Raw genomic sequence first — 19,934 nt, 5'->3', positions numbered from 1 at the left:
CATGCTTTCTATTTACATATATTGTATCAATACTGAAATTTTTGAATTTAAAACCAACTAAACCACTCGTATTAATTGATGATTAGTTCTGCGCCACAAAAGTAAGACTATCTTAGAGAGGTGAACAATTATGGCTAAGTGGGTTGGTACGGATCCCACGTTTTATCCTTCTCCTAAATCAGCAATGGAAGCTCCGAGGGAGAAGCTTGCTTACGTTGCGCTCCTGCAGCCGGATGCCCTTGGGGTCATTGATCTTGACCCTGACTCAGAGACTTACGGACAATTGATTAATCAATTGCTTTTACCTGGGGAGGAGGAAGACGAACTCCATCATTTCGGCTGGAATGCCTGCAGCTCTGCGCTTTGCCCTACCGCTTTTCATCCTACACTTGAAAGACGTTATTTAATCCTGCCTGGTATCCGCTCTTCCCGTATTTATATTGTCGATACAAAGCCAGACCCGAAGAGTCCCCGTATTGTAAGAACGATTGAACCGGAAGAAATCAAGGAAAGAACGGGCTACAGCCGATTGCATACTGTTCATTGCGGACCGGATGGAATCTTTATCAGTGCCCTGGGTTCCGGGGATGGCGACGGTGGTCCTGGCGGTATCCTTGTTTTGGATCATTTCAACTTTAATGTGTTAGGTGCCTGGGAAATGGACCGGGGACCACAGCATTTTTCCTATGATTTTTGGTGGCATATTGCCCATGATGTGACGGTAACCAGTGAATGGGCAACACCGGATCTTTTTGAAAATGGATTAAATCTGGATGCCCTGTTGCAACGGAAGTACGGTCATAAAATGCACTTTTTTGACAGCCGTTCCAGAAAGCATCTGACTGATATTGATTTTGGAGATCAGCATCAGATGGTATTAGAGCTTCGCCCCGCGCATAATCCGAAGAAAACGTATGGATTTGTGAGTGTTGTCACCGATGTGACCAATCTGGCCAGCTCGATTTGGACGTGGTACCAGGAGGATGGGAAATGGGACGTGAAGAAAATCATTGAAATTCCTGCCCAGCCGGCCGACCCGGATCAGCTTCCGCCAGCACTCAAAGACGTTGGTGCAGTACCGCCTTTAGTGACCGACATTGTGCTATCCCTTGATGATCGTTACCTTTATGTCCCGTGCTGGGGGACCGGGGAACTAAGGCAATATGACGTCAGTGACCCCCTCAACGCGAAATTGACTGGCAAAGTGGAGATTGGAGGAATTGTGAATCAGAAAGCACATCCAAATGGTAAAAAGATAACCGGCGGACCGCAGATGGTGGAATTAAGCCGGGACGGAAAACGGCTTTATTTCAGTAATTCCCTCTATAGTTCCTGGGATGATCAATTTTATCCGGAAGGCATTCAAGGAGCTGTCGTCAAAGTAGATATCCTTCCAGAAGGAGGAATGGAAATCGATCCAGACTTCCTGCTCCAATTAGAGAAGGGCAGGGCCCACCAAATCCGACTGGATGGGGGAGACTGCTCTACGGATACGTTCTGCTATCCATGATTTTGATCGGAGGAAATTAACATGGAAATGCTGGTTTCTGAGGGCAGTCAGATTGCCATCGCTGCCCTTCTTGGTGCCTTTCACGGGCTAAATCCGGCGATGGGCTGGCTCTTCGCCGTTTTCCTTGCCGTTCAAAAAGACGACTGGCGGGTTCTCATTTATGCGATTATCCCGATTGGCATGGGGCAAATGTTAGGGGATGGAGCAGTCGTCCTGCTTCAGACGATCGCTCGTTTTCAATTTCCTTTGCATATCGTCCATTTGAGCATCGCTTCCATCGTGCTTGGCTACGGGATCTATCGTTTGTTTCGCTATTTCCGTCATGTGAAATGGACGGGGGGATTGAAGGTAGGGTACGGACAGCTGCTGCTTTGGTCGTTTCTCGCTGCCTCGACCCATGGTTCCGGACTGCTGCTCTCTCCCTTCATTTTAGGAGCGGATTCTATTGCTGACATTCTGCCGCTCTATTTATTTCATGAACTTGCGATGCTGACTTCAATGACAGTGGTTGCGTTCACTGTGTACCATATTGGCATGATGAAAATACGAAAATATATCGTTAATTTTGATTTGATCTGGGCTGTACTATTAATCGTTGTCGGTCTGATTCTCTTTTTGATGAATGTGAACATTGGTGGAGAGATACCTGGTCATATGCATTGAAATCCGATAATTTTAAAGTGCCTTTAAAGTGCCGGACCCCCAGTAAGTTAATGCTTTACTGCAGTGGGGGCCAGGCACTTTTTCTTTAGTATTAGGTCCTGCTTCGATAGTGAATCCGAAACAAATAACTGGTATGGTAACTAAAGAGATGATTTACAGGGAAAAGGCTACTTAAAAGCGTCTGGTCTTTTGGGGCTTAATTAAGAACTAGGAAAGAGAGGTGAGGCTAATCAATTCAGAGGTTAGTATTTTAGGTGTGTTAGTAGCAATGGCGTTAACGATAATCTTGATATTCAGGAGAATTAACCCTCCATATGCCATGATGGCAGGTGCTTTAGCTGGCGGAATTGTCGGAGGCCTTCATATAACAACTACCCTCGACTTCATGATCGAAGGTGCTCAATTACTGACACCAGCCGTATTACGGATTTTAGCAGCAGGAGTTTTGGTTGGGGTTTTAATAGAATCAGGCGCGGCCAACGTCATTGCGAATACAATTGTTACAAAAATGGGAGAAACAAGAGCTTTATTAGCGATTACGGTATCCACATTAGTTTTAACAGCAGTAGGTGTGTTTATCGCAGCAGCTGTTATTACAGTTGCCCCGATTGCGTTAATGATCGCCAAACGAACCGGAGTTTCAAGACTAAGTGTTTTAATCGCCGTCGTATGTGGGGCGAGAGCAGGGAATGTAATGTCACCTAACCCAAATACCATTGCAGCGGCTGAAACCTTTTCCTTACCGTTAACGAGCGTCATGTTTGCTGGACTAGTGCCAGCTGTCGCAGGAGCGGCGTTTACATATTTTATAGCAAAAAAAATAAATAATAAAGGTTCCATGGTCACTAAAAACAGGGAAGAAAAGACAGATGAGATGAATAAACCTTCTTTTTTTGCGGCCATTTTAGGGCCATTGTTTGCGATTTTTCTCCTATCCTTACAACCGTTATTCGATATTAAAATTGATTCATTACTTGCATTACCAGCTGGAGGGATCTTTGGGGCGGTCGTGATGAGAAAAACAACAGATTTAAAGTCTTATATGTCAAGTGGGCTTCAGAAAATGGCTGGGATATCCATTTTAATACTAGCGACGGGTACGTTAGCCGGCATTATCGTGAATTCCTCACTCAATAGCATGATTATGAGCGGCTTGAATGCATTTGATTTACCCATCTCTTTCATAGCACCTCTATCAGGTTCGTTTATGGCGTTAGCGACAGCATCCGCAACATCTTCTGCGGCGATTTCCAGTAATGTGTTTGGTGAAATATTGTTAGAAAATGGAGTCAGCGCTTTAGCTGCTGCAACGATGATCAATGCTGGTGCCGTTTCTTTTGATCATTTACCGCATGGTCCACTCTTTCACATTTCACGGGATAGTTTCTTCATGCATATGAAAGAACGACTGAAAGCACTGCCATATGAAACGTTAATTGGGATTGTAATCGTGATTGTTTCTACAATTATTTATGGAGGTTTACTTTAAAAGCTTGAGTACCTGGAAAGTTCTTACTTACATCTGAAAATCCTCCAACATTTCGATATTAAGCTTGGGGAATATATTCATTCGTTTCGGATGATTAAACCATGTTCTGATTGGATTTTAGCAGTGCATTTTTAAAGTGCCTGACCCCCAGTGAGTTAACGCTTTACAGCAGTGGGGGTCAGGCACTTTTTATATGGTCACATGCATTAAAACCCGGCACTTTTTCTTTAAAACTAAGACAGTAAATCCAATATAGGGTTTACTGTCTTTTTGACTTTTTTGTGAACTTTTTTTGAAATGGATTTGTTAAAATTAAGAAAGTAAACACCTTGATATTAGTGGAAATAATCCCATTTCATAAAATGTTGTCACTTGTTCCTTGTGACAAACCTTGGTTAAGATTAGATTTACTCTGAATATTCTCAATTTTATAATGAAAACGTATTCAATAAAGGCCTTTATAATTTTAATTAAAAAGAGGGAGGAACGGTTGTGAAACACTTTAAAGTCTGGTATACAAGTGTACTTATTTTACTGTTAGTAGTTTTGGCTGCTTGTTCGGAAAGTAGTTCTCAGGATATCAATACGGAAAGTGAGGGAGCAGAGAACATCAATCCTGATAAACAAGTGGAAGCACCTTTTGAAGGATGGGTAGAAGGACTGCCGCAGATTACAGCTCCTGAAGGGTTTGAGTGGAAGCAATTTGAAGGGGTAGAGTTGAACTTTATTTCTGAAAATACACCGCCTTCTTCTGCAATTGCAGCGAATATCGAACAGTTTGAAGACGTGACAGGTATTAAAGTTAATATTGAGCAAACTGATTTAGCAACAGTGGTTGAGAAAGCAAGTCTCGATTTTAATGCTAAATCAGCTAAATATCATCTTATCTATGCGGATCCATATCAAATTTTAGCAAAACAATCCCAGCATTTTGTTGATTTAAACCAATTCATAGAGGAACCTACAATGCCTGGATTACCAGGAGGTCTTGAAGACTTTTCACAATCACAATTAGAAGCAGCTGGGTACATGGGTGATAAGGAAGCGCTTTATGCACTCCCTTATGACAACCCGACCATGGTGCTGGCATATCGCACAGATGTTTTTGAAAAATATAAAGATCAGTTTGAAGAGGAAATGGGATATGATTGGACACCTGATGAAGATATGACTTGGGAGCAATATTATGAGATTGCTAAATGGATCACTGAGAAAGCAGAAGAAGGAGTCATTACCGAAGTCAACTATGGGACAGGACATCAGGCAAAGCAGCATGACTCGTTAATGAACGATTTCAGTAATATATTAGCATCCAACGGAGGAGATTATTTTGAAAAAGATGACCTCGGAAGTGTCGGTTCTACGGAACCTGGAAAATCTGCCATGGATAGCGATGTAGCAATTGAATCCGCAGAGTTTTATAACAAATTATTAAAAGTTGCTGACCCGGGGAGTACTTCTTGGGATTGGTCAGGCCTTGCAGAAGGTTTTGCAGCTGGGAATATTGCAATGATTCCAGAATGGCATGAGTTTAGCTCGATGTTTGAAGATGAAAGTAGTTCCAATGTAGCTGGAAATGTAGCTTGGACGACACTTCCAACTGGTAACGAACGTAAAGCCCATATGTATGGTGGTACTGGAATCGGTATTAATAAATATGCGAGCGAAGAAGAAATTAAGGCATCCTGGTTATTTGTTCTATGGTCTACATCTCCTCAGGCGCAGTACATGATTTTAAAATCTGATCAGGGTGGTTCCACTCCTACTAGAAATTCTGTGTATGAGCTGGAAGAAGTTCAAAACGGAATGGAGCCAGGCACACCAGAATCAGAAGAAATGCCAAACCTTTTAGCTATGAAGCCAACACTAAAAGCATGGGAGGAAGAACATGCTTATATGCGTCCAAAGATTCCTCAATGGCCGCAGGTTGATACTTTTATTTTCACGGAACTTTCCAAAATGCTTGCTGGCCAACAAGATCCTGAAGAAACTGTAAATAAAATTGCTGAGCAGACGAATCAGCTGACGGATCGGTAATTACTGAAAGAAGGGGGAAGGGCTTCTTCTCCCTTTTTTCAATACTCATGAGAGGTGGTGTTCGTGTTGCAGAGTGAATCACAAAGTCTGGCTGCTCGGGCAGTAAAGTCTTCTAAAGTAAAGAACAAACGCAGGAAAAGATTCAGCACAGAATTCTGGATGCTTTTGCCGTCTATGATTCTTTTAGCTATTATCAGCATCTTCCCATTTTTGTACTTAATTTATGCAAGCTTTATGGATTTTACCTTATCCTTTGACACGCCTATGTTTGCAGGGCTGGATAATTGGATCAGAGTTTTGACAAATAGTCATTTCTGGGCGTCATGGGGAAGAACGGCGGTTTATGTGGGGGTAGGACTATCTTTGCAATTAGTATTGGGTGTCGGTATGGCCCTTGCTATCTATCATTTACCTAAAGGTAAAAATCTTGTCGTCACTCTATGGATGATACCCGTCTTTGTTGCTCCGGTAGTAGCGGGGTTGTTAGGAAGGTATCTTCTTAATTCCACCTATGGGTTATACGATTGGATGCTTAGTTTAGTAGGTATCGAAGCTCAGATCCTTGGAAATGTATCCACTTCTATGCCGGCCATCATCTTAATGGACGTATGGGAATGGACTCCTCTGATCACATTAATAGTTTTGGCGGGATTGAATTCCTTATCAACAGAACCTTTGGAAGCAGCAGATGTTGATGGGGCCACTTATATTCAAAAGTTGATTTATGTTATTTTGCCACTGATAGCAAAGACCATTGTGGTTGCCTTACTCGTCCGTTCTATGGATATCCTCCGTTTTGTAGATAAAATCAAGATTGCTACAGAAGGCGGACCGGCGGATTCGACTAAAGTTGTCGGCTATTACTTAATGGAAGTAGCCTTTAAATTTCAGGACTTCGGAACAGGTGCGGTGCTTGGGCTGACCATGTTGATCGTTACCATATTCTTAGGCCAATTTTTCGTTAAATTTATGGGGAAAGGAGAGTAATAAATGTCTACAACTACGTTAAAGAGAAAAAAGATGCTCTCACTAACTGCCTTATATTCTGTAGTTATACTAGGATTGATTTGGGCTCTTCTTCCCATTGTTTGGATGGTTTTGTCATCACTAAAAACACAAGCTGGTATGTTTACCATGCCTCCTAAATTTTTCTTTGAGCCTAATTTTGACACCTTCAAGTACATGTTTACAAAAGGTGGATTTTTAGGGTATCTCACTAATAGTCTAATAGCTTCTGTTTCTGCTACTGTTATTTCGCTGGTATTTGGCGCGCTTGGAGGATATGCACTGGCCAGAGGGAATTTTAAAGGTACCAAACATATCTCCTTCTGGATTATCAGTACGCGTATGGCCCCGATCCCAGCTGTAATGCTTCCACTGTATCTCTTATTCACCCATTTGAATTTAGTTGGAACGATGACTGGGTTAATTTTTGCTTATACGACATTTAACCTTCCATTTGCTTTGTGGATGATGATGATTTTCTTCAGAGAGGTGCCGGAAGCATTAGAGGAAGCAGCAATGATTGATGGCTGCAGTAAGTTTCAGGCATTTTGGAAAATTGCTGTTCCAACGGCAACTCCAGGATTAGTTGCCACAGGTATATTGTGTTTAATGTTCGCGTGGAACGATTTTATGTTTGCGTCGATCTTCTCTGGACATAGCACCCAAACAATACCGGTTGCTGCTTCGATGCTGATTACCCAGCAGGGGATTGCCTGGGGACAAGCGATGGCTACAGGAACCGTCATTATTACTCCAATGGTAGTAGCCGGGTTGGCAGTGCGTAAGTATCTCGTTCAAGGACTGTCTATGGGTGCTGTTAAATAAATACAGGAGGGATAAATATGAGTGTAAAGCAAGAACAAAATTTGACCGAGGCTATTCCGAAAACGATGAAAGCTGCAGTCATGAATGATCTTTTTGATATAGAAATAAAAGAGGTGTACGTTCCTGATTTAGAACCAGATGAAGTACTGATAAAGGTTATGGCTGTCGGCATTTGTGGATCGGACATACATTATTACGAGCATGGAAGGATTGGCCCTTATGTAGTAGAAGATCCAATTATTTTAGGACATGAGTGTGCTGGAATCGTCGTCAGGACAGGTGCAAATGTGACCAAACACCAGGTGGGTGATCGAGTAGCAGTAGAGCCTGGGGTTACCTGTGGAAGGTGCGAGTACTGTAAGTCCGGCCGCTACAATCTTTGTCCTGAAGTAGAATTTTTGGCCACTCCTCCAGTTGACGGGGCATTCGTCCAGTACTTCAAGCACCGCGAAGATTTTGTGTATTCTATTCCGGATCATTTGTCTTTTGAAGAAGGTGCTTTTATTGAACCATTCTCCGTGGGTATCCATGCCTGTAAACGAGCAGGACTGCAGCCAGGTTCTTCGGTAGCGATCATGGGAATGGGTCCGGTTGGTTTAACGGCTGTAGCGGCTGCTAAAGCATTCGGTGCCAAAGAAGTGATTGTTACAGATTTAGCACCTGTACGTCTGGAAGCTGCCAAGAAAATGGGGGCTGATCATATCATTAACGTAGCCGAGCAGGATACAGATGCGAAAATACGTGAGCTTACAAATGGAAAAGGAGTCGATGTTGCATTTGAAACCGCAGGAAATCCTAAAGCCTTACAATCGGCTTTAGCTTCTGTGAAAAGAGGCGGAAAAATGGCTATCGTCGGGCTCCCACCTCAAAGTGAAATCGGAATGAATGTTCCTTTGATTGCCGATAACGAAATTGATATTAGTGGCATTTTCCGTTATGTGAACACGTACCCTCAGGGAATTGAATTCTTATCTTCAAAGATTGTCGACATGCATAACCTTATTACTGGCCGTTTCCCTCTTGAACAAACGAAAGAAGCGATGGAACAAGCGCGCACGGATAAACAGGGAAGTGTCAAAATTATGGTGTATCCTAACGGTGTTCCAGAAGAACAGGGGGAGTAAGGTGAACATTGACCTCGGAATTTCCACTGGCTTTGCTATTAAAAGATGGCCGGATCCAAAGGATTGGACGAAAGTAGTAAGTGAAGAGTTAGGGCTTAATGCTATTCAATTTTCTTTTGATCAGTTTGACCCCAGAGGAAGGAAAAATAGTGTCGAGTCTTATTGTTATAGAGTCAGGAACGAATGTGAAAAGCATAATATCACCATTCATTCTACTTTTGCCGGGTTGTCCATTTACGCTCATAACCTGCTGTACCATCCGTTAGCCGAAGGAAGAATGGATGGGATTGATTGGTTTGAGCATGCATTTAAAATGACAAACCTCCTGGGTGTCAACGCTACAGGAGGACCTCTTGGCGGGCTGGATATTTCTTCATTCCTTAACGATAGGAGACGCAATTATCTCGAAGAAAGTGCCATGGAGCTAATAGCGTATCTTTTGGTTCATGCAAAACAGAAATATGGTATAGAAGAATACTATTGGGAGCCAACCCCGGTGAAAAGAGAAGGGGCTATCACAATTCATGACACGAAACATTTTGTAGACCAGGTTAATGAAAAAACTGGTAAGGAAGGCGCGCATTTCTCTGTTTGCTTCGATATTGGCCATACAACCAATCCGGAATTAAATCAATATGATCGAAACCCTATAAATTGGGTGAAAGAGTTAAGTTCAGACATCTCAATGCTTCACTTGCAGCAGACAGATGGATATCTAGATCGGCATTTTCCATTTACGGAAGCTTATAACGAGCGAGGAATCATCCATGCCGAAGATGTTCTGAATGAATTGCCTGCCAATGTGAATAATTTATACCTGGAAGTCGGCCATCCTTTTGAAGAAAACGATGACCTGGTGTTAATAGAATTGAAAGCAAGCGTGGATTATTGGAAAGATGCTTTAACAAAGAAAGGGTGGAAGCATGAGTAAAGTGCAAGAGCGTACGGTTATCGTAGATGAAGCCAAACAGGCTTTCAACTCTATCAAAGAAACGGATATTGAATCGTTTGTTACTTCCATTCAAAAAGCAAAGAAAATATTCATTTATGGGCTAGGAAGAGAACGGCTAATGCTGCAGGCCTTTGCAATGAGACTCATGCACCTGGGGTTGAATGTTCATGTGGTTGGTGACGTTACAACTCCTAAGATTGATAGAGGTGATCTTTTCATAACAAGCTCGGGAACTGGTTATCTATCAACTGTGGATGCGTTACTGCCAATTGCGGTCAAAAGCGGAGCAGATGTTGTGTATATGACAGCCAACCCTGAATCTGAATTATCCCATTATGCTACCCATACGATCCTAATTGAAGCACAAACCATGAAGGTAAATGTAGAAGAACGAAGCTCATTACAACCGATGGGAGCAGTATTTGAACAGGCTCAACTCTTTCTTTATGAATGGTTGATCATTTTATTGAAAGATAGAGGATCGATCACGGATGAACAGATGGAAGGATACCATACAAATCTCGAGTAAGTGGAGGGTCAAAAATGAAAGCATTAGTTATTGAAAAACCTTACGAAGCGGCGATTAAAGATGTGCCTTATCCTTCTCCGGGTGAAGGGGAAGTGACAATTAAAGTAGAAAATATAGGTATTTGTGGTACAGATATTCATATTTTCAAAGGGGAATTTTTATCCCCATACCCGATTATACCCGGACATGAATTCTCCGGTGTGATCCATGAAATAGGGGAAGGGGTCAGTCATTTTTTAGAAGGTGACCGGGTCACTGCTGACCCATCATTATTTTGCGGCGCATGTGAATTTTGTCTGACCAATCGCGGCAATCATTGTGAGAATTGGGGAGCACTCGGGAATACTGTAGACGGAAGTATGGCGGAGTATGTGAAAGTACCTGTCAAAAATGTTGTGAAACTTCCTGACAGTATGTCTTTTCAGGAAGGGGCCTTCATCGAACCGATGGCTTGTGTTGTTCATGGGATGAACCGACTGGATTTGAAGGTTGGTGACCGGGTCCTGTTATTTGGGGCAGGTGCCATGGGACAGCAGTTAATTCAATCAGTGAAAATGGCTGGTGCATCTGAGCTGGTAGTGGTGGATATTTCACAAGAGAAGCTGGACTTATCCAGGAAGTGGGGAGCTACGAAAGTTGTCCATAGTGATAACATTTCTGAAGCACTTAATGAAAATGATTATCCACATGGATTTGACGTAGTAATCGATGCGACTGGTATCCCAAAGGTAATAGAGCAGGCACTTTCTTATCTCGGACCTACAGGAAAATATCTTCAATTCGGCGTTACTCCTGATGATGCCAAAATTGAGGTGAATCCATTTAAGCTTTATAACAAGGACTGGACACTTTTAGGTTCGATGGCTATTAATCATACCTTCATTCCGGCTTTTCACTGGGTCAAAGAAGGAAGGATTCAAATTGATCATCTAATAACTAAAGAGATATCTCTTGAAGATATGGTTGACTTTCTGAACGGCCCAAGAAATCCGAATGATCTAAAAGTACAAATAAAAATGGAATAAAGAAAAGGAGTCACAGTTTTGTGGCTTCTTTATTCGTAGAAAGGTGGGATGACGGTGCTATTAGGGATTGATGTAGGGACTCAAGGGGCAAAGGTGTTGGTAATTGATGAGAACGCAAACATTATCGAAACTGCTACTACAAGTTACGATTTCCAAACTCCACAACCAGGTTGGACAGAGCAGCATCCAAATCTTTGGTGGGAGTCGATTTGTGAAGCACTTAAGCAACTCAAGGTCGATTTGAAAAAGGTCACCGGAATCGGTGTGTCCGGTCAGATGCACAGCCTGGTAATTCTGGATAATGAACGACAAGTCATTCGCCCGGCAATTCTATGGAATGATTTGAGGACAGAAGAAGAATGCAGGAAAATTGAAGGTATTGTGGGAAAAGAGAAAATATATCATATCACAAGGAATGCTGTCCTGCCAGGGTTCACGGCTCCTAAATTGCAATGGATAAAGAACCATGAACCAGAAAAGTATGCTCAGATCGACATAATGATGCAGCCAAAAGATTACATCGGTTATAAATTGACGGATTCACTGGCGTGTGACGTGTCGGATGCAAGCGGAACAGCGTGGTTCAATCTGGAAAGAAGAAACTGGTCTGAAGAAATTCTCTCATTACTGGATATACCCGCACAGTGGCTGCCGAAAGTAAATGAAAGCCAGGAAATTGTGGGTTATGTTACGAAGGAAGCTGCAGAGATAACTGGTTTGCCTGAAGGTATCCCTTTGGTAGCAGGAGCCGGAGATAATGCGGCGGCAGCCTTAGGAAATGGAATTTACCAGCAAGGAAAAGTAAGTATTAGTGTAGGTACCTCAGGCACTGTTTTCACCCCTCTTGAAAACGTACCGGCGGTGGAAGGTGAGTCTCTGGAAACCCTTCATCTATTTTGTCATTGTATCCCGGATACATGGCATGCGATGGGGGTAACTTTATCGGCAGGAATGTCGCTGAAATGGTTTTTGGACAGTTTCCAAATCGACTCGTATGAAGAATTGCTGGAGGGTGTTGATGAGGTCGCCGAAGGTTCAGATGGTCTAATCTTTCTCCCATATTTGAATGGGGAGAGAACCCCTCACAACGATGCAAAGGCGAAAGGAACGTTTATCGGTATCGGATACCAGCATAAACGTGAACATTTTGTCCGGGCAATATTAGAAGGTGTATCTTTCAGTATGAGAGACTGTCTGGAACTCATCAAGAAACTGGACGTGAAGATAGATCATCTGTATGTGACGGGAGGAGCAAGCAAAAGTAAAGTATGGCGTGATATTCTTTCCTCTATATTGCATGAGAGGCTTTATGCATTTGAAGAAAGAGAAGGACCTGCATTTGGAGCAGCACTTCTCGCAGGCTTAGGTACCAAGGTTTGGGGAGGAACAGATCAATTACCGGATTGTTTCGATCAAGGGGAAAAAACTAATCCAAAAAAATCTAATAGATATGATGAATATTATTCTGTTTACCAACAATCCTACGCTCAAGTAAAACCTTTATTCCAATCGTTGTCTCAACTATCAGAACATTCATGATATAATTTTAGGAAAAAAGTATTGGAATGGGAGATAGTCATGAGCACCAGCAATTTCAGCTACAGACAAAAAGAGATTGTGCGATATTTACTAAACACAGAAACTGTTACTTCCTATCAGAGTATTGCTGATTATTTCCAGGTTAGTAAACGCACCATTCAACGTGAAATGAACAACCTTCGTCCGTTACTGGCCCCCTATCATGTGAAATTAATGAAAAAAATTGGATCGGGAATTTATTTAAAAGGAAAAGAAAATGACATGGAACAGCTGAAAGACTTTATAGAGCAAACGGAGACACCATCCACCTTTTCCCCGGAAGACAGACGGGAATGGATGACGTATGACTTGTTACTATCTGAGGAACCAATTAAACAATTTACCCTCAGCAAAGAATATAATGTAACAGAAGCTACTGTCAGCAATGACTTAGAACAAGTAGCCAAGTTTTTAAAACATCATGATATTACTTTGATTCGCCGTCCAGGTTTGGGTGTTTACCTTAAAGCGACAGAATATCAGAGAAGAAATCTATTATCAAAGTTAATTCATAAAGATATTTCATTCGAAGAGTGGATGCAATTGTTTAATCAAGTAGAAAAAGAAACTGTGCTGGATGATATGATACGTGCCCGCTTGTTGAAATTAGCATCAGCAAGCCAGATCAATATAGTAGAAAGCATAGTAAAAAATATTCTTCAGCATGAATATAAACTCGAAATGTCAGATAAGAATTATGTGAATTTGATCGTCCATTTATTATTAGCAGTAGAAAGAATCAAAGCGGATCAATTTGTAACCGATAAGGATATCCCGGCAGCCTTAAGTGTTGAGGAAGATTTGTTTGGGATTTCTCAACTAATTGTTGATGCAATCGAAGAGGAATTTAGTATTACTGTTCCGGATATCGAAGTCGATTATATAGCCTTGCACCTCGCAGGGGCGCGGGTAGCGAAATATGATAGAGTTTCAACTGATCAGGAAGAGCTCTCCTGGGTTGAATTGACGGAAATGTTTATTAATGAAACAGAAAAAAATCTGCAGCGGTCACTGCAGTGGGATGAGGAATTAAGGGAGGGATTGATTGCACACTTTGCACCGGCAATTAATCGGCTCAAGCATGGATTACAAATACATAATCCATTATTAGAACGTACCAAGCAAGAGTATGGCGAAGTTTTTCAGGCCTGCCGAAACGCTTGTAAGACGTTAGAAGAATTAACGGATCTTAACATTCCTGATAGTGAAGTCGGATATTTGACGATGCATATGGGAGCCTCATTGATTCGGATGGAAAAACAGGGAGAGAAGCGGTACCGGGCGTTTGTCGTGTGTGCCAGTGGTTTCGGGACATCCACTTACCTGGCTTCTACGCTTCAACAGAAAATGCCTCATATTTCTGTTGTGGATATTATTTCTATCCAGCAGCTGCAAGCGATGGATGCACATCCGGTTGACGTAATCATTTCTACTGTTACTTTACCTATGGTTGAGGAGAATAAAGTCGTCCATGTCAGTCCCTTTTTCACTGAAGATGATAGGGAAAATGTAGAAGCAGCGTTAAAGAAGCTATCAACCACTAACACTAAGCCAGCGGAAGTACATTTGGAAACAAGACCACTAGCACAATATGGTGAAGCGATGATGAGAATCTTAGATGGTTTAACGTTCGTTCACCTAAGTGGCAAGGAAGCTATTAACTTATCCGTTTTACTGGAAGAAGTGGAAGATCACCCCTACCTCATTGACAAAGAAATAGTTTTAACCGACCTGGCAAGAAGAGAGAAGCTTGGTGGGTTTGTATTAGATGATGTGGCGATGATTCACACGAAGTCTACAGGTCTAGGGGGACTGTTGGTCAGCATATTTTTAATCGATCAGCAGATTAGCTGGATGGATGATACGGAAGCGGAACAAATGGTATCTACTATTTTATTATTAGCTTCACCTAAAGACGCACCGAAACCACATATCAAGATGATCAGTGAAATAAGTGCAGCCTTAGCAGATGAAGATTTTATAGAGACGATTCAATCGCATGATTCCGCCAGAATAAAAGCTGTGATAGAAAAAACGCTTAGTGATTCCTATGAAGAAAAGATGCGAGAATTGCTGAAAGGAAAACAATGATGAAAAAAGCCGGTCAACTGCTAAGTGCGATGGTTGCACAAAATATTACCGTGATCATTGTAGCAGGTATCATCCGAGAAATATTCGGTGTATATGGATGGTGGTATAATCATCAAATCCTTCTTCTGGTGAACCCGATATATAATACACTTCTTCCCATATTGATTGCCTATACTGGTGGTCGGCTGATCAGTGGACAAAGGGGCGGAGTGGCTGCTTCCATTGTTACTTATGGGCTTACACTGGCCAGTTCTGCCCCGGCAATCCTTGGTGCTATGATCGTCGGGCCGCTTGTCGGTTACATGACCAAATACGTAGACTTACTAGTCAAACGCCGTCTCCCCATTGCCGGCTATGAGTTACTTGTCACCAATGTCCTGCTCTCAATCCCGACGATATTCCTCACCATCGTCTGCTTCTTATATGTAGGGCAATCCTATGCAAGTGGAGTAGAGTGGACAGTACAAATGCTGGAAAAAATCATTTATTCTCCTTACCTTCCATTGGCAGCGACGCTCATCGAACCATTGAAGGTTTTTTTCTTCAATAATATTTTAAATTATGGCCTACTGGGTCCATTAGGAATTAATCAGGCCAAAGAATTAGGAAAGTCTATTTTCTTTTTATTGGAAGCTAATCCCGGTCCAGGGTTAGGGGTCCTGCTGGCATATTGGCTCAAAACGAAAGGGAACCAGCGACGAGGTGCCAAAATGGGGACCTTCATTCATATATTCGGAGGAATCCATGAAGTCTATTTTCCTTATATCCTATTGAACCCCAAACTATTAATTGCTGTGATTCTCGGAGGGGTAAGTGGCATATTCGTATTCCAAAACTACTATGTCGGTCTGGTATCAATTGCGTCGCCGGGTAGTATCTTCTTATTTGTCGGGTTGGCGCCGAAGCAGGATATGGTATTCGTATTTTTGGGTGTAATTATATCTGCCCTGGTATCGTTTTTAACGAGTATCATGTTATTGAAACAGTCCGATCTCTCCCCAACAGAAGATGAAAACCGCAGAACCATCCTCAATTTCACGCAGCTTCAAGAAATCGAAAGAATTGAACATTATAGAAAAGATGCTAGTGAAGAAGGAAGCATGAAAGAAGAAGCCCCTAGAACTATAAATAAGATTATTTTTGTGTGTGAAGCGGGTTTAGGTTCCAGTGCAATGGGAGCTGCCATGCTTAAGGGTAAACTTAGAAAAATGGACTTAGATATTGCAGTAGATAATGCATCTTTAAATGATATACCTGAGGATGCAGACATACTGATATGTCATCGCCAACTGCTCAAGGATGTAAAGCTAGTAGCAGGAAGTAAAAAAATTATCGATTTAAATACGTTTACGGATCGGAGTTATTACGAGGATATAGCTAATGATATTAAAGAAGGTCGTATTTAGTATTGTGTTAATGGAAAATAGTAAGGGAGGCACATGAAAATGGATGCCTCCAGTTGCTCTTTCTAATTTGTGAGTATTTAAAGTGCTGGACCCTCAGTGAGTTAATGCTTTACTGCAGTGGGGGTCAGGCACTTTTTAATAATGGTGGGAGTGTTAATATTTGTTAAGTTTTGATGTGCAAATCACCTTGATACAATATTAATCTTGTATGATATTACCCTCATCATCAAACTGAATCGTCTGCACATCATCATAGACACGGCGTTCCGTACGCACCAGGTCATAGTTATCATCCAGTATCGGGAAGATATAGACTGGTGCCATTGTTAATTCGATACCATCCGGCTTATTTTCAAAGTCCATCTGAAGATGGCCGTAATGTAAGCCGCCATCTATTAAGTGTTTGACGCCATTTTCGTTCGTTTCCCAATACTCCGGCTCATCTTTGGTGGCGCTCCATTGGGTGTGCGTATTAAATTCTTGCGGGACAAGGTTGCCGTCTTCATCTCTAATCATTTTTTCTCCTCGTAAGCCGTCAGCGGCTACACCCACGTCATAGGAATGAAAACCATTGCCGTCGCCATCCAAGTCAACCCAGCTTCGTTCGAACATTTCATCATGGCCGGAGATGACAGCGGCTACGCCATATTCTTCAAACATGGGGGAATAGACACGCATGGCGACACCGGATTGGTTGTCGGCATATTCGTGATTTGGCGGTGCCCCATGAACACCGCTGGAATAGGCAGCATGGTGGAACTGAACTAGAACAATCTGTCCCTGTTTACGTGCGTCTTGTAACTGTTCTTCAGCCCATTTATATTGCTCCGTGCCTGGATTGAAGTTAGGCAAGTCTGAATCCTCGAGTGATAGTCCATCGAAAAGTTTTGTGAACGCGTGATTATAAGCTTCGGTTGTAAATTGTCCCTGCGTATCGGTAGTGATATATGGATCACCATCCACACCTTGTTCTGCCCATACGGATTCATTTAGTGTAGCGTCATTTTCACTGTATAGTTCACCCGTCAAAGTCCCGGTTGCGGTAGACTCATCAGGGATGCCGTTGGTAGAATCCAAGGTTAATAACGTGATTGGCCCGATATCTGTCCGGTAGTAGGAATCTTCATACTGAGGGTTGTCCTCATCTCCAGGAGTATCGAAGTATTCATGGTACTTATTACGTGAGATGACCGCCGGTGAACGATCTTCAGCACTGCCATATCCGCCATTTATGGAGGCATAAGTTTCCCAGTTTCCTATCGCCGGTAATAACGGGGTATGTGTTGCGAAATCAGTAAAGTCACCAGCAAAGTGCCGCCAAAATTCATCCCAGGCCGGCTGGTATCCGGAACCTTGTGATAGATCCCCAGCAATTAGTAACGCATCGGGATCAGCTGCTTCGATATGAGCCAGGTTTTCATTTAAAGCCGTTTGCTGGTCCAGTGGATAACGTACCAAAAACATATCGTTTCGTTCCTGGTTGCCATACTTTTGATCAAATGCAGACCCTTCACCAGGACGCTCCTCAGAACCTGGAGCGTAAGGGTTGATCGGATGTAATTCCCATTCCCGATGTTCCAATTCACCGAATGGTTCGGTCTCCGTATCGGAAAAGGCAATCAACGATAATTCATCCCAATCTTCGCTGTCTGGAAAAGTTTCAAATTTAGACGTATGTGTCTTTTTCCCTTGCTTAACGACAACGTTGTATTTAGTGTCAGGTTCTAAACCGTCAATGGTTACCGAATGTTTATAGTTGGAATTGGATTCTAACCAGGAGCCTTGCGGAAGTGTTTCAACGACGCCATTGCCGCTATCATAGGTTAATTCCTGTTCCAATTCTTTCTGTGTATACTCCATTAAATCCATGTATTGCGGTGCAGAAGTCACTTTTTTCGCCTCCATGCCGGGACCAGTTACGATGACCCTGCCAGGTTCAACTATTTCTGAAACCCAGTTGATCGTCATGGATGTGCTGGATGGGGACTGTAAGTAAGGTAAGACCCGAAACCCTGTTTCTGGTTCACGGACGGTTGATTCTGAAACTTTCTGGTCTGCTTTTCCCTTTGGCGCTGCCTCTACAAAGGGAAGCGGACTCGTTACAGCGATTAATGAAGCAATGGTCGGAATTACAATCCGTCGTAACAATACACTTTTCTTCATTATGATTCTCCCTTATTTTTTTATTGCAGATTACTCTGCTTTGAAAAATTAATAGAAAAGGAACTAATCAACACCATTAGTTTCGTTGAAAAGGTAGAGAAGTCTATAGGTGTGAGGTTGATCTTAGAGGATAGAGACATTATTGAAGCTTTCTTTTCTTACACTTATTCCGAAAAAATAGAAGGGCATCCCCCCTATGAAATAGGATTGGTTAAAGCCTATCATACGGGTGTAGGAAAAGAATTGAATTCTAGCAGATAGTGATAAAATAACTATGAAATTGTAACTAAGTTACTAGACCATAAATAAAGCCTGCCCCCATCCCAGGGAGCAGGCTTTATTAAAATTAATTTAGTAGATAAGTTAATACGGTCGCTCTTCCTGAACAGGTAAGTCATGCCAGAAAGAAACATCCTTCTCCTGAATGCTGCCATCCGCAATCGCTCTGGCTGCTGCATCCATCGCTACTACTGCCTGTTTGGTCAGGTATCCATTACTCTTTTGACCTAGTACTTCAAAGTCATTGGCATTGTCCTGCGTTCCTCGCATTTCAAAAAGCAGGGTAGAAATGTCGTAATCATGAGCGAGCCCATAGACGCTGATGCCGTTGTCATACGCGGAACCTTTTCCGGCATAGTTAGCGAGATGACCCCAGCCTTTTGGTTCAATGGCATCGTAGACAACAGCGCCGAGCTGCTGGGAGCCGTGAAATACATCCGGTGCTGTATGGTCAGGGTGAGAAGGGAAGATGGCACCGGATACATATTTATCGTCTTTTATCCATTGGGCTCCTTGATGGTGGAGGTCGATCATATAATCAATATCATATTGCTGCAGAACATTTTCATGAAGGCCCTGCGTTTCTGGCTGTGTCTTGGCATCATGATCCCGGTTCAGATCTACCTCATTTGCGTTCAGGCGGGTCAGGTGGCGATCGCCCTTGGCTGCATAATCTTCTAATTCGTAATTGACATCTCCCATTGCACCGTCGGCATTATACATCGGGATGATCAGGAGATTGACATTTTCTAAAATTCCTTTTATCTTACCCGTGCCAAGTTGCTTGATGAATTCAAGTGACCCTTCTGTTGTTAGCGCCTCGTCACCATGCTGCTGGGCTATGTAGAGGATGGTCGGGTTGTCCGGATTCTGCATGTACTTCACCATATGCATGTCCCGTCCTTTCACCGTTTCCCCGATCACTTCGAGCTCCATATTTGCCTGTTTTTTCTCTTGTGTTTCCAGGAAGTTCACCATTTCTGTGTATGTATGGAGGATGGAAGTGTTGATCGTCTCGTGCCCCTGGTAGTCTGGTCCATTTCCTGCCGCCTGGGCTGTCGGGATGTCAGCAATTACTCCTCCGGCAAAGATTGTGCCGGATAAGGCGATGGTTGCTAGTTGTTTTTTCATACAAATTCCTCCTTTGTTTACACATTTCGACAAAGAACACTTGATTCCTTTTCTCAATACCCATTTATGAAAATGGTCTTACTGAGCTATTGGTCATTGGTCATAGAGTTCAGGAATATAATGACAA

General features: G+C 42.5%; 15 protein-coding genes. 13 read left to right on the top strand and 2 right to left on the bottom strand.

The features are described from left to right. Nucleotides 1–130: 130 nt before the first annotated feature. From ACGTNI_RS01665 to ACGTNI_RS01605, 13 genes are all read left to right on the top strand, one after another. Complete coding sequence (locus ACGTNI_RS01665; protein ID WP_394459511.1) at nucleotides 131–1,510, top strand: selenium-binding protein SBP56-related protein; 1,380 nt, start codon at nucleotides 131–133, stop codon at nucleotides 1,508–1,510. A 21-nt stretch (nucleotides 1,511–1,531) separates the two neighbouring features. After that, nucleotides 1,532–2,173 (top strand): hypothetical protein, encoded by a 642-nt coding sequence (locus ACGTNI_RS01660; protein WP_394459508.1) that lies wholly within the window; start codon nucleotides 1,532–1,534, stop codon nucleotides 2,171–2,173. A 229-nt stretch (nucleotides 2,174–2,402) separates the two neighbouring features. Beyond that, on the top strand, nucleotides 2,403–3,662 hold the full coding sequence (locus ACGTNI_RS01655; RefSeq protein WP_394459839.1) for a GntP family permease: 1,260 nt from the start codon (nucleotides 2,403–2,405) through the stop codon (nucleotides 3,660–3,662). 492 nt (nucleotides 3,663–4,154) lie between these two features. Next, nucleotides 4,155–5,699 (top strand): extracellular solute-binding protein, encoded by a 1,545-nt coding sequence (locus tag ACGTNI_RS01650; protein ID WP_394459506.1) that lies wholly within the window; start codon nucleotides 4,155–4,157, stop codon nucleotides 5,697–5,699. 63 nt (nucleotides 5,700–5,762) lie between these two features. After that, entirely contained in the window at nucleotides 5,763–6,686 is a 924-nt protein-coding gene (locus ACGTNI_RS01645) for a carbohydrate ABC transporter permease (protein ID WP_394459504.1), read from the top strand. A gap of 3 nt (nucleotides 6,687–6,689) precedes the next feature. Continuing rightward, entirely contained in the window at nucleotides 6,690–7,529 is an 840-nt protein-coding gene (locus ACGTNI_RS01640) for a carbohydrate ABC transporter permease (protein ID WP_394459502.1), read from the top strand. Between the two features lie 17 nt (nucleotides 7,530–7,546). Then, complete coding sequence (gene gutB, locus ACGTNI_RS01635; protein WP_394459500.1) at nucleotides 7,547–8,653, top strand: sorbitol/xylitol/iditol dehydrogenase GutB; 1,107 nt, start codon at nucleotides 7,547–7,549, stop codon at nucleotides 8,651–8,653. 1 nt (nucleotide 8,654) lies between these two features. Beyond that, nucleotides 8,655–9,584 (top strand): sugar phosphate isomerase/epimerase family protein, encoded by a 930-nt coding sequence (locus ACGTNI_RS01630; RefSeq protein WP_394459498.1) that lies wholly within the window; start codon nucleotides 8,655–8,657, stop codon nucleotides 9,582–9,584. Continuing rightward, nucleotides 9,577–10,134: a 6-phospho-3-hexuloisomerase gene (hxlB, locus tag ACGTNI_RS01625; RefSeq protein ID WP_394459496.1), complete on the top strand. Its 558-nt coding sequence runs from the start codon at nucleotides 9,577–9,579 to the stop codon at nucleotides 10,132–10,134. Before ACGTNI_RS01630 ends, hxlB begins: the two co-directional genes overlap by 8 nt. Nucleotides 10,135–10,148: 14 nt before the next feature. Further along, on the top strand, nucleotides 10,149–11,159 hold the full coding sequence (locus ACGTNI_RS01620) for a zinc-dependent alcohol dehydrogenase family protein (protein ID WP_394459494.1): 1,011 nt from the start codon (nucleotides 10,149–10,151) through the stop codon (nucleotides 11,157–11,159). A 54-nt stretch (nucleotides 11,160–11,213) separates the two neighbouring features. Further along, entirely contained in the window at nucleotides 11,214–12,698 is a 1,485-nt protein-coding gene (xylB, locus tag ACGTNI_RS01615; RefSeq protein ID WP_394459492.1) for a xylulokinase, read from the top strand. 39 nt (nucleotides 12,699–12,737) lie between these two features. Next, a complete protein-coding gene (locus tag ACGTNI_RS01610; RefSeq protein WP_394459490.1) occupies nucleotides 12,738–14,828 on the top strand; it encodes a BglG family transcription antiterminator in 2,091 nt (696 codons plus the stop codon). Next, nucleotides 14,828–16,234: a PTS transporter subunit EIIC gene (locus tag ACGTNI_RS01605; protein WP_394459488.1), complete on the top strand. Its 1,407-nt coding sequence runs from the start codon at nucleotides 14,828–14,830 to the stop codon at nucleotides 16,232–16,234. Before ACGTNI_RS01610 ends, ACGTNI_RS01605 begins: the two co-directional genes overlap by 1 nt. Before the next feature lie 198 nt (nucleotides 16,235–16,432). Here the strand turns inward: ACGTNI_RS01605 and ACGTNI_RS01600 are convergent, their stop codons facing one another. Both ACGTNI_RS01600 and ACGTNI_RS01595 read right to left on the bottom strand, forming a co-directional pair. Further along, complete coding sequence (locus ACGTNI_RS01600; RefSeq protein ID WP_394459486.1) at nucleotides 16,433–18,397, bottom strand: metallophosphoesterase family protein; 1,965 nt, start codon at nucleotides 18,395–18,397, stop codon at nucleotides 16,433–16,435. Between the two features lie 363 nt (nucleotides 18,398–18,760). Further along, nucleotides 18,761–19,807 (bottom strand): M14 family zinc carboxypeptidase, encoded by a 1,047-nt coding sequence (locus ACGTNI_RS01595; protein WP_394459484.1) that lies wholly within the window; start codon nucleotides 19,805–19,807, stop codon nucleotides 18,761–18,763. Nucleotides 19,808–19,934: the final 127 nt, after the last annotated feature.

The organism is Thalassobacillus sp. B23F22_16 (genome assembly GCF_043496955.1).
In the GTDB taxonomy this organism is placed as follows: Bacteria; Bacillota; Bacilli; order Bacillales; family Halobacillaceae; genus Thalassobacillus; species Thalassobacillus devorans_A.
This window is presented reverse-complemented; position numbering and strand designations above follow the sequence as displayed.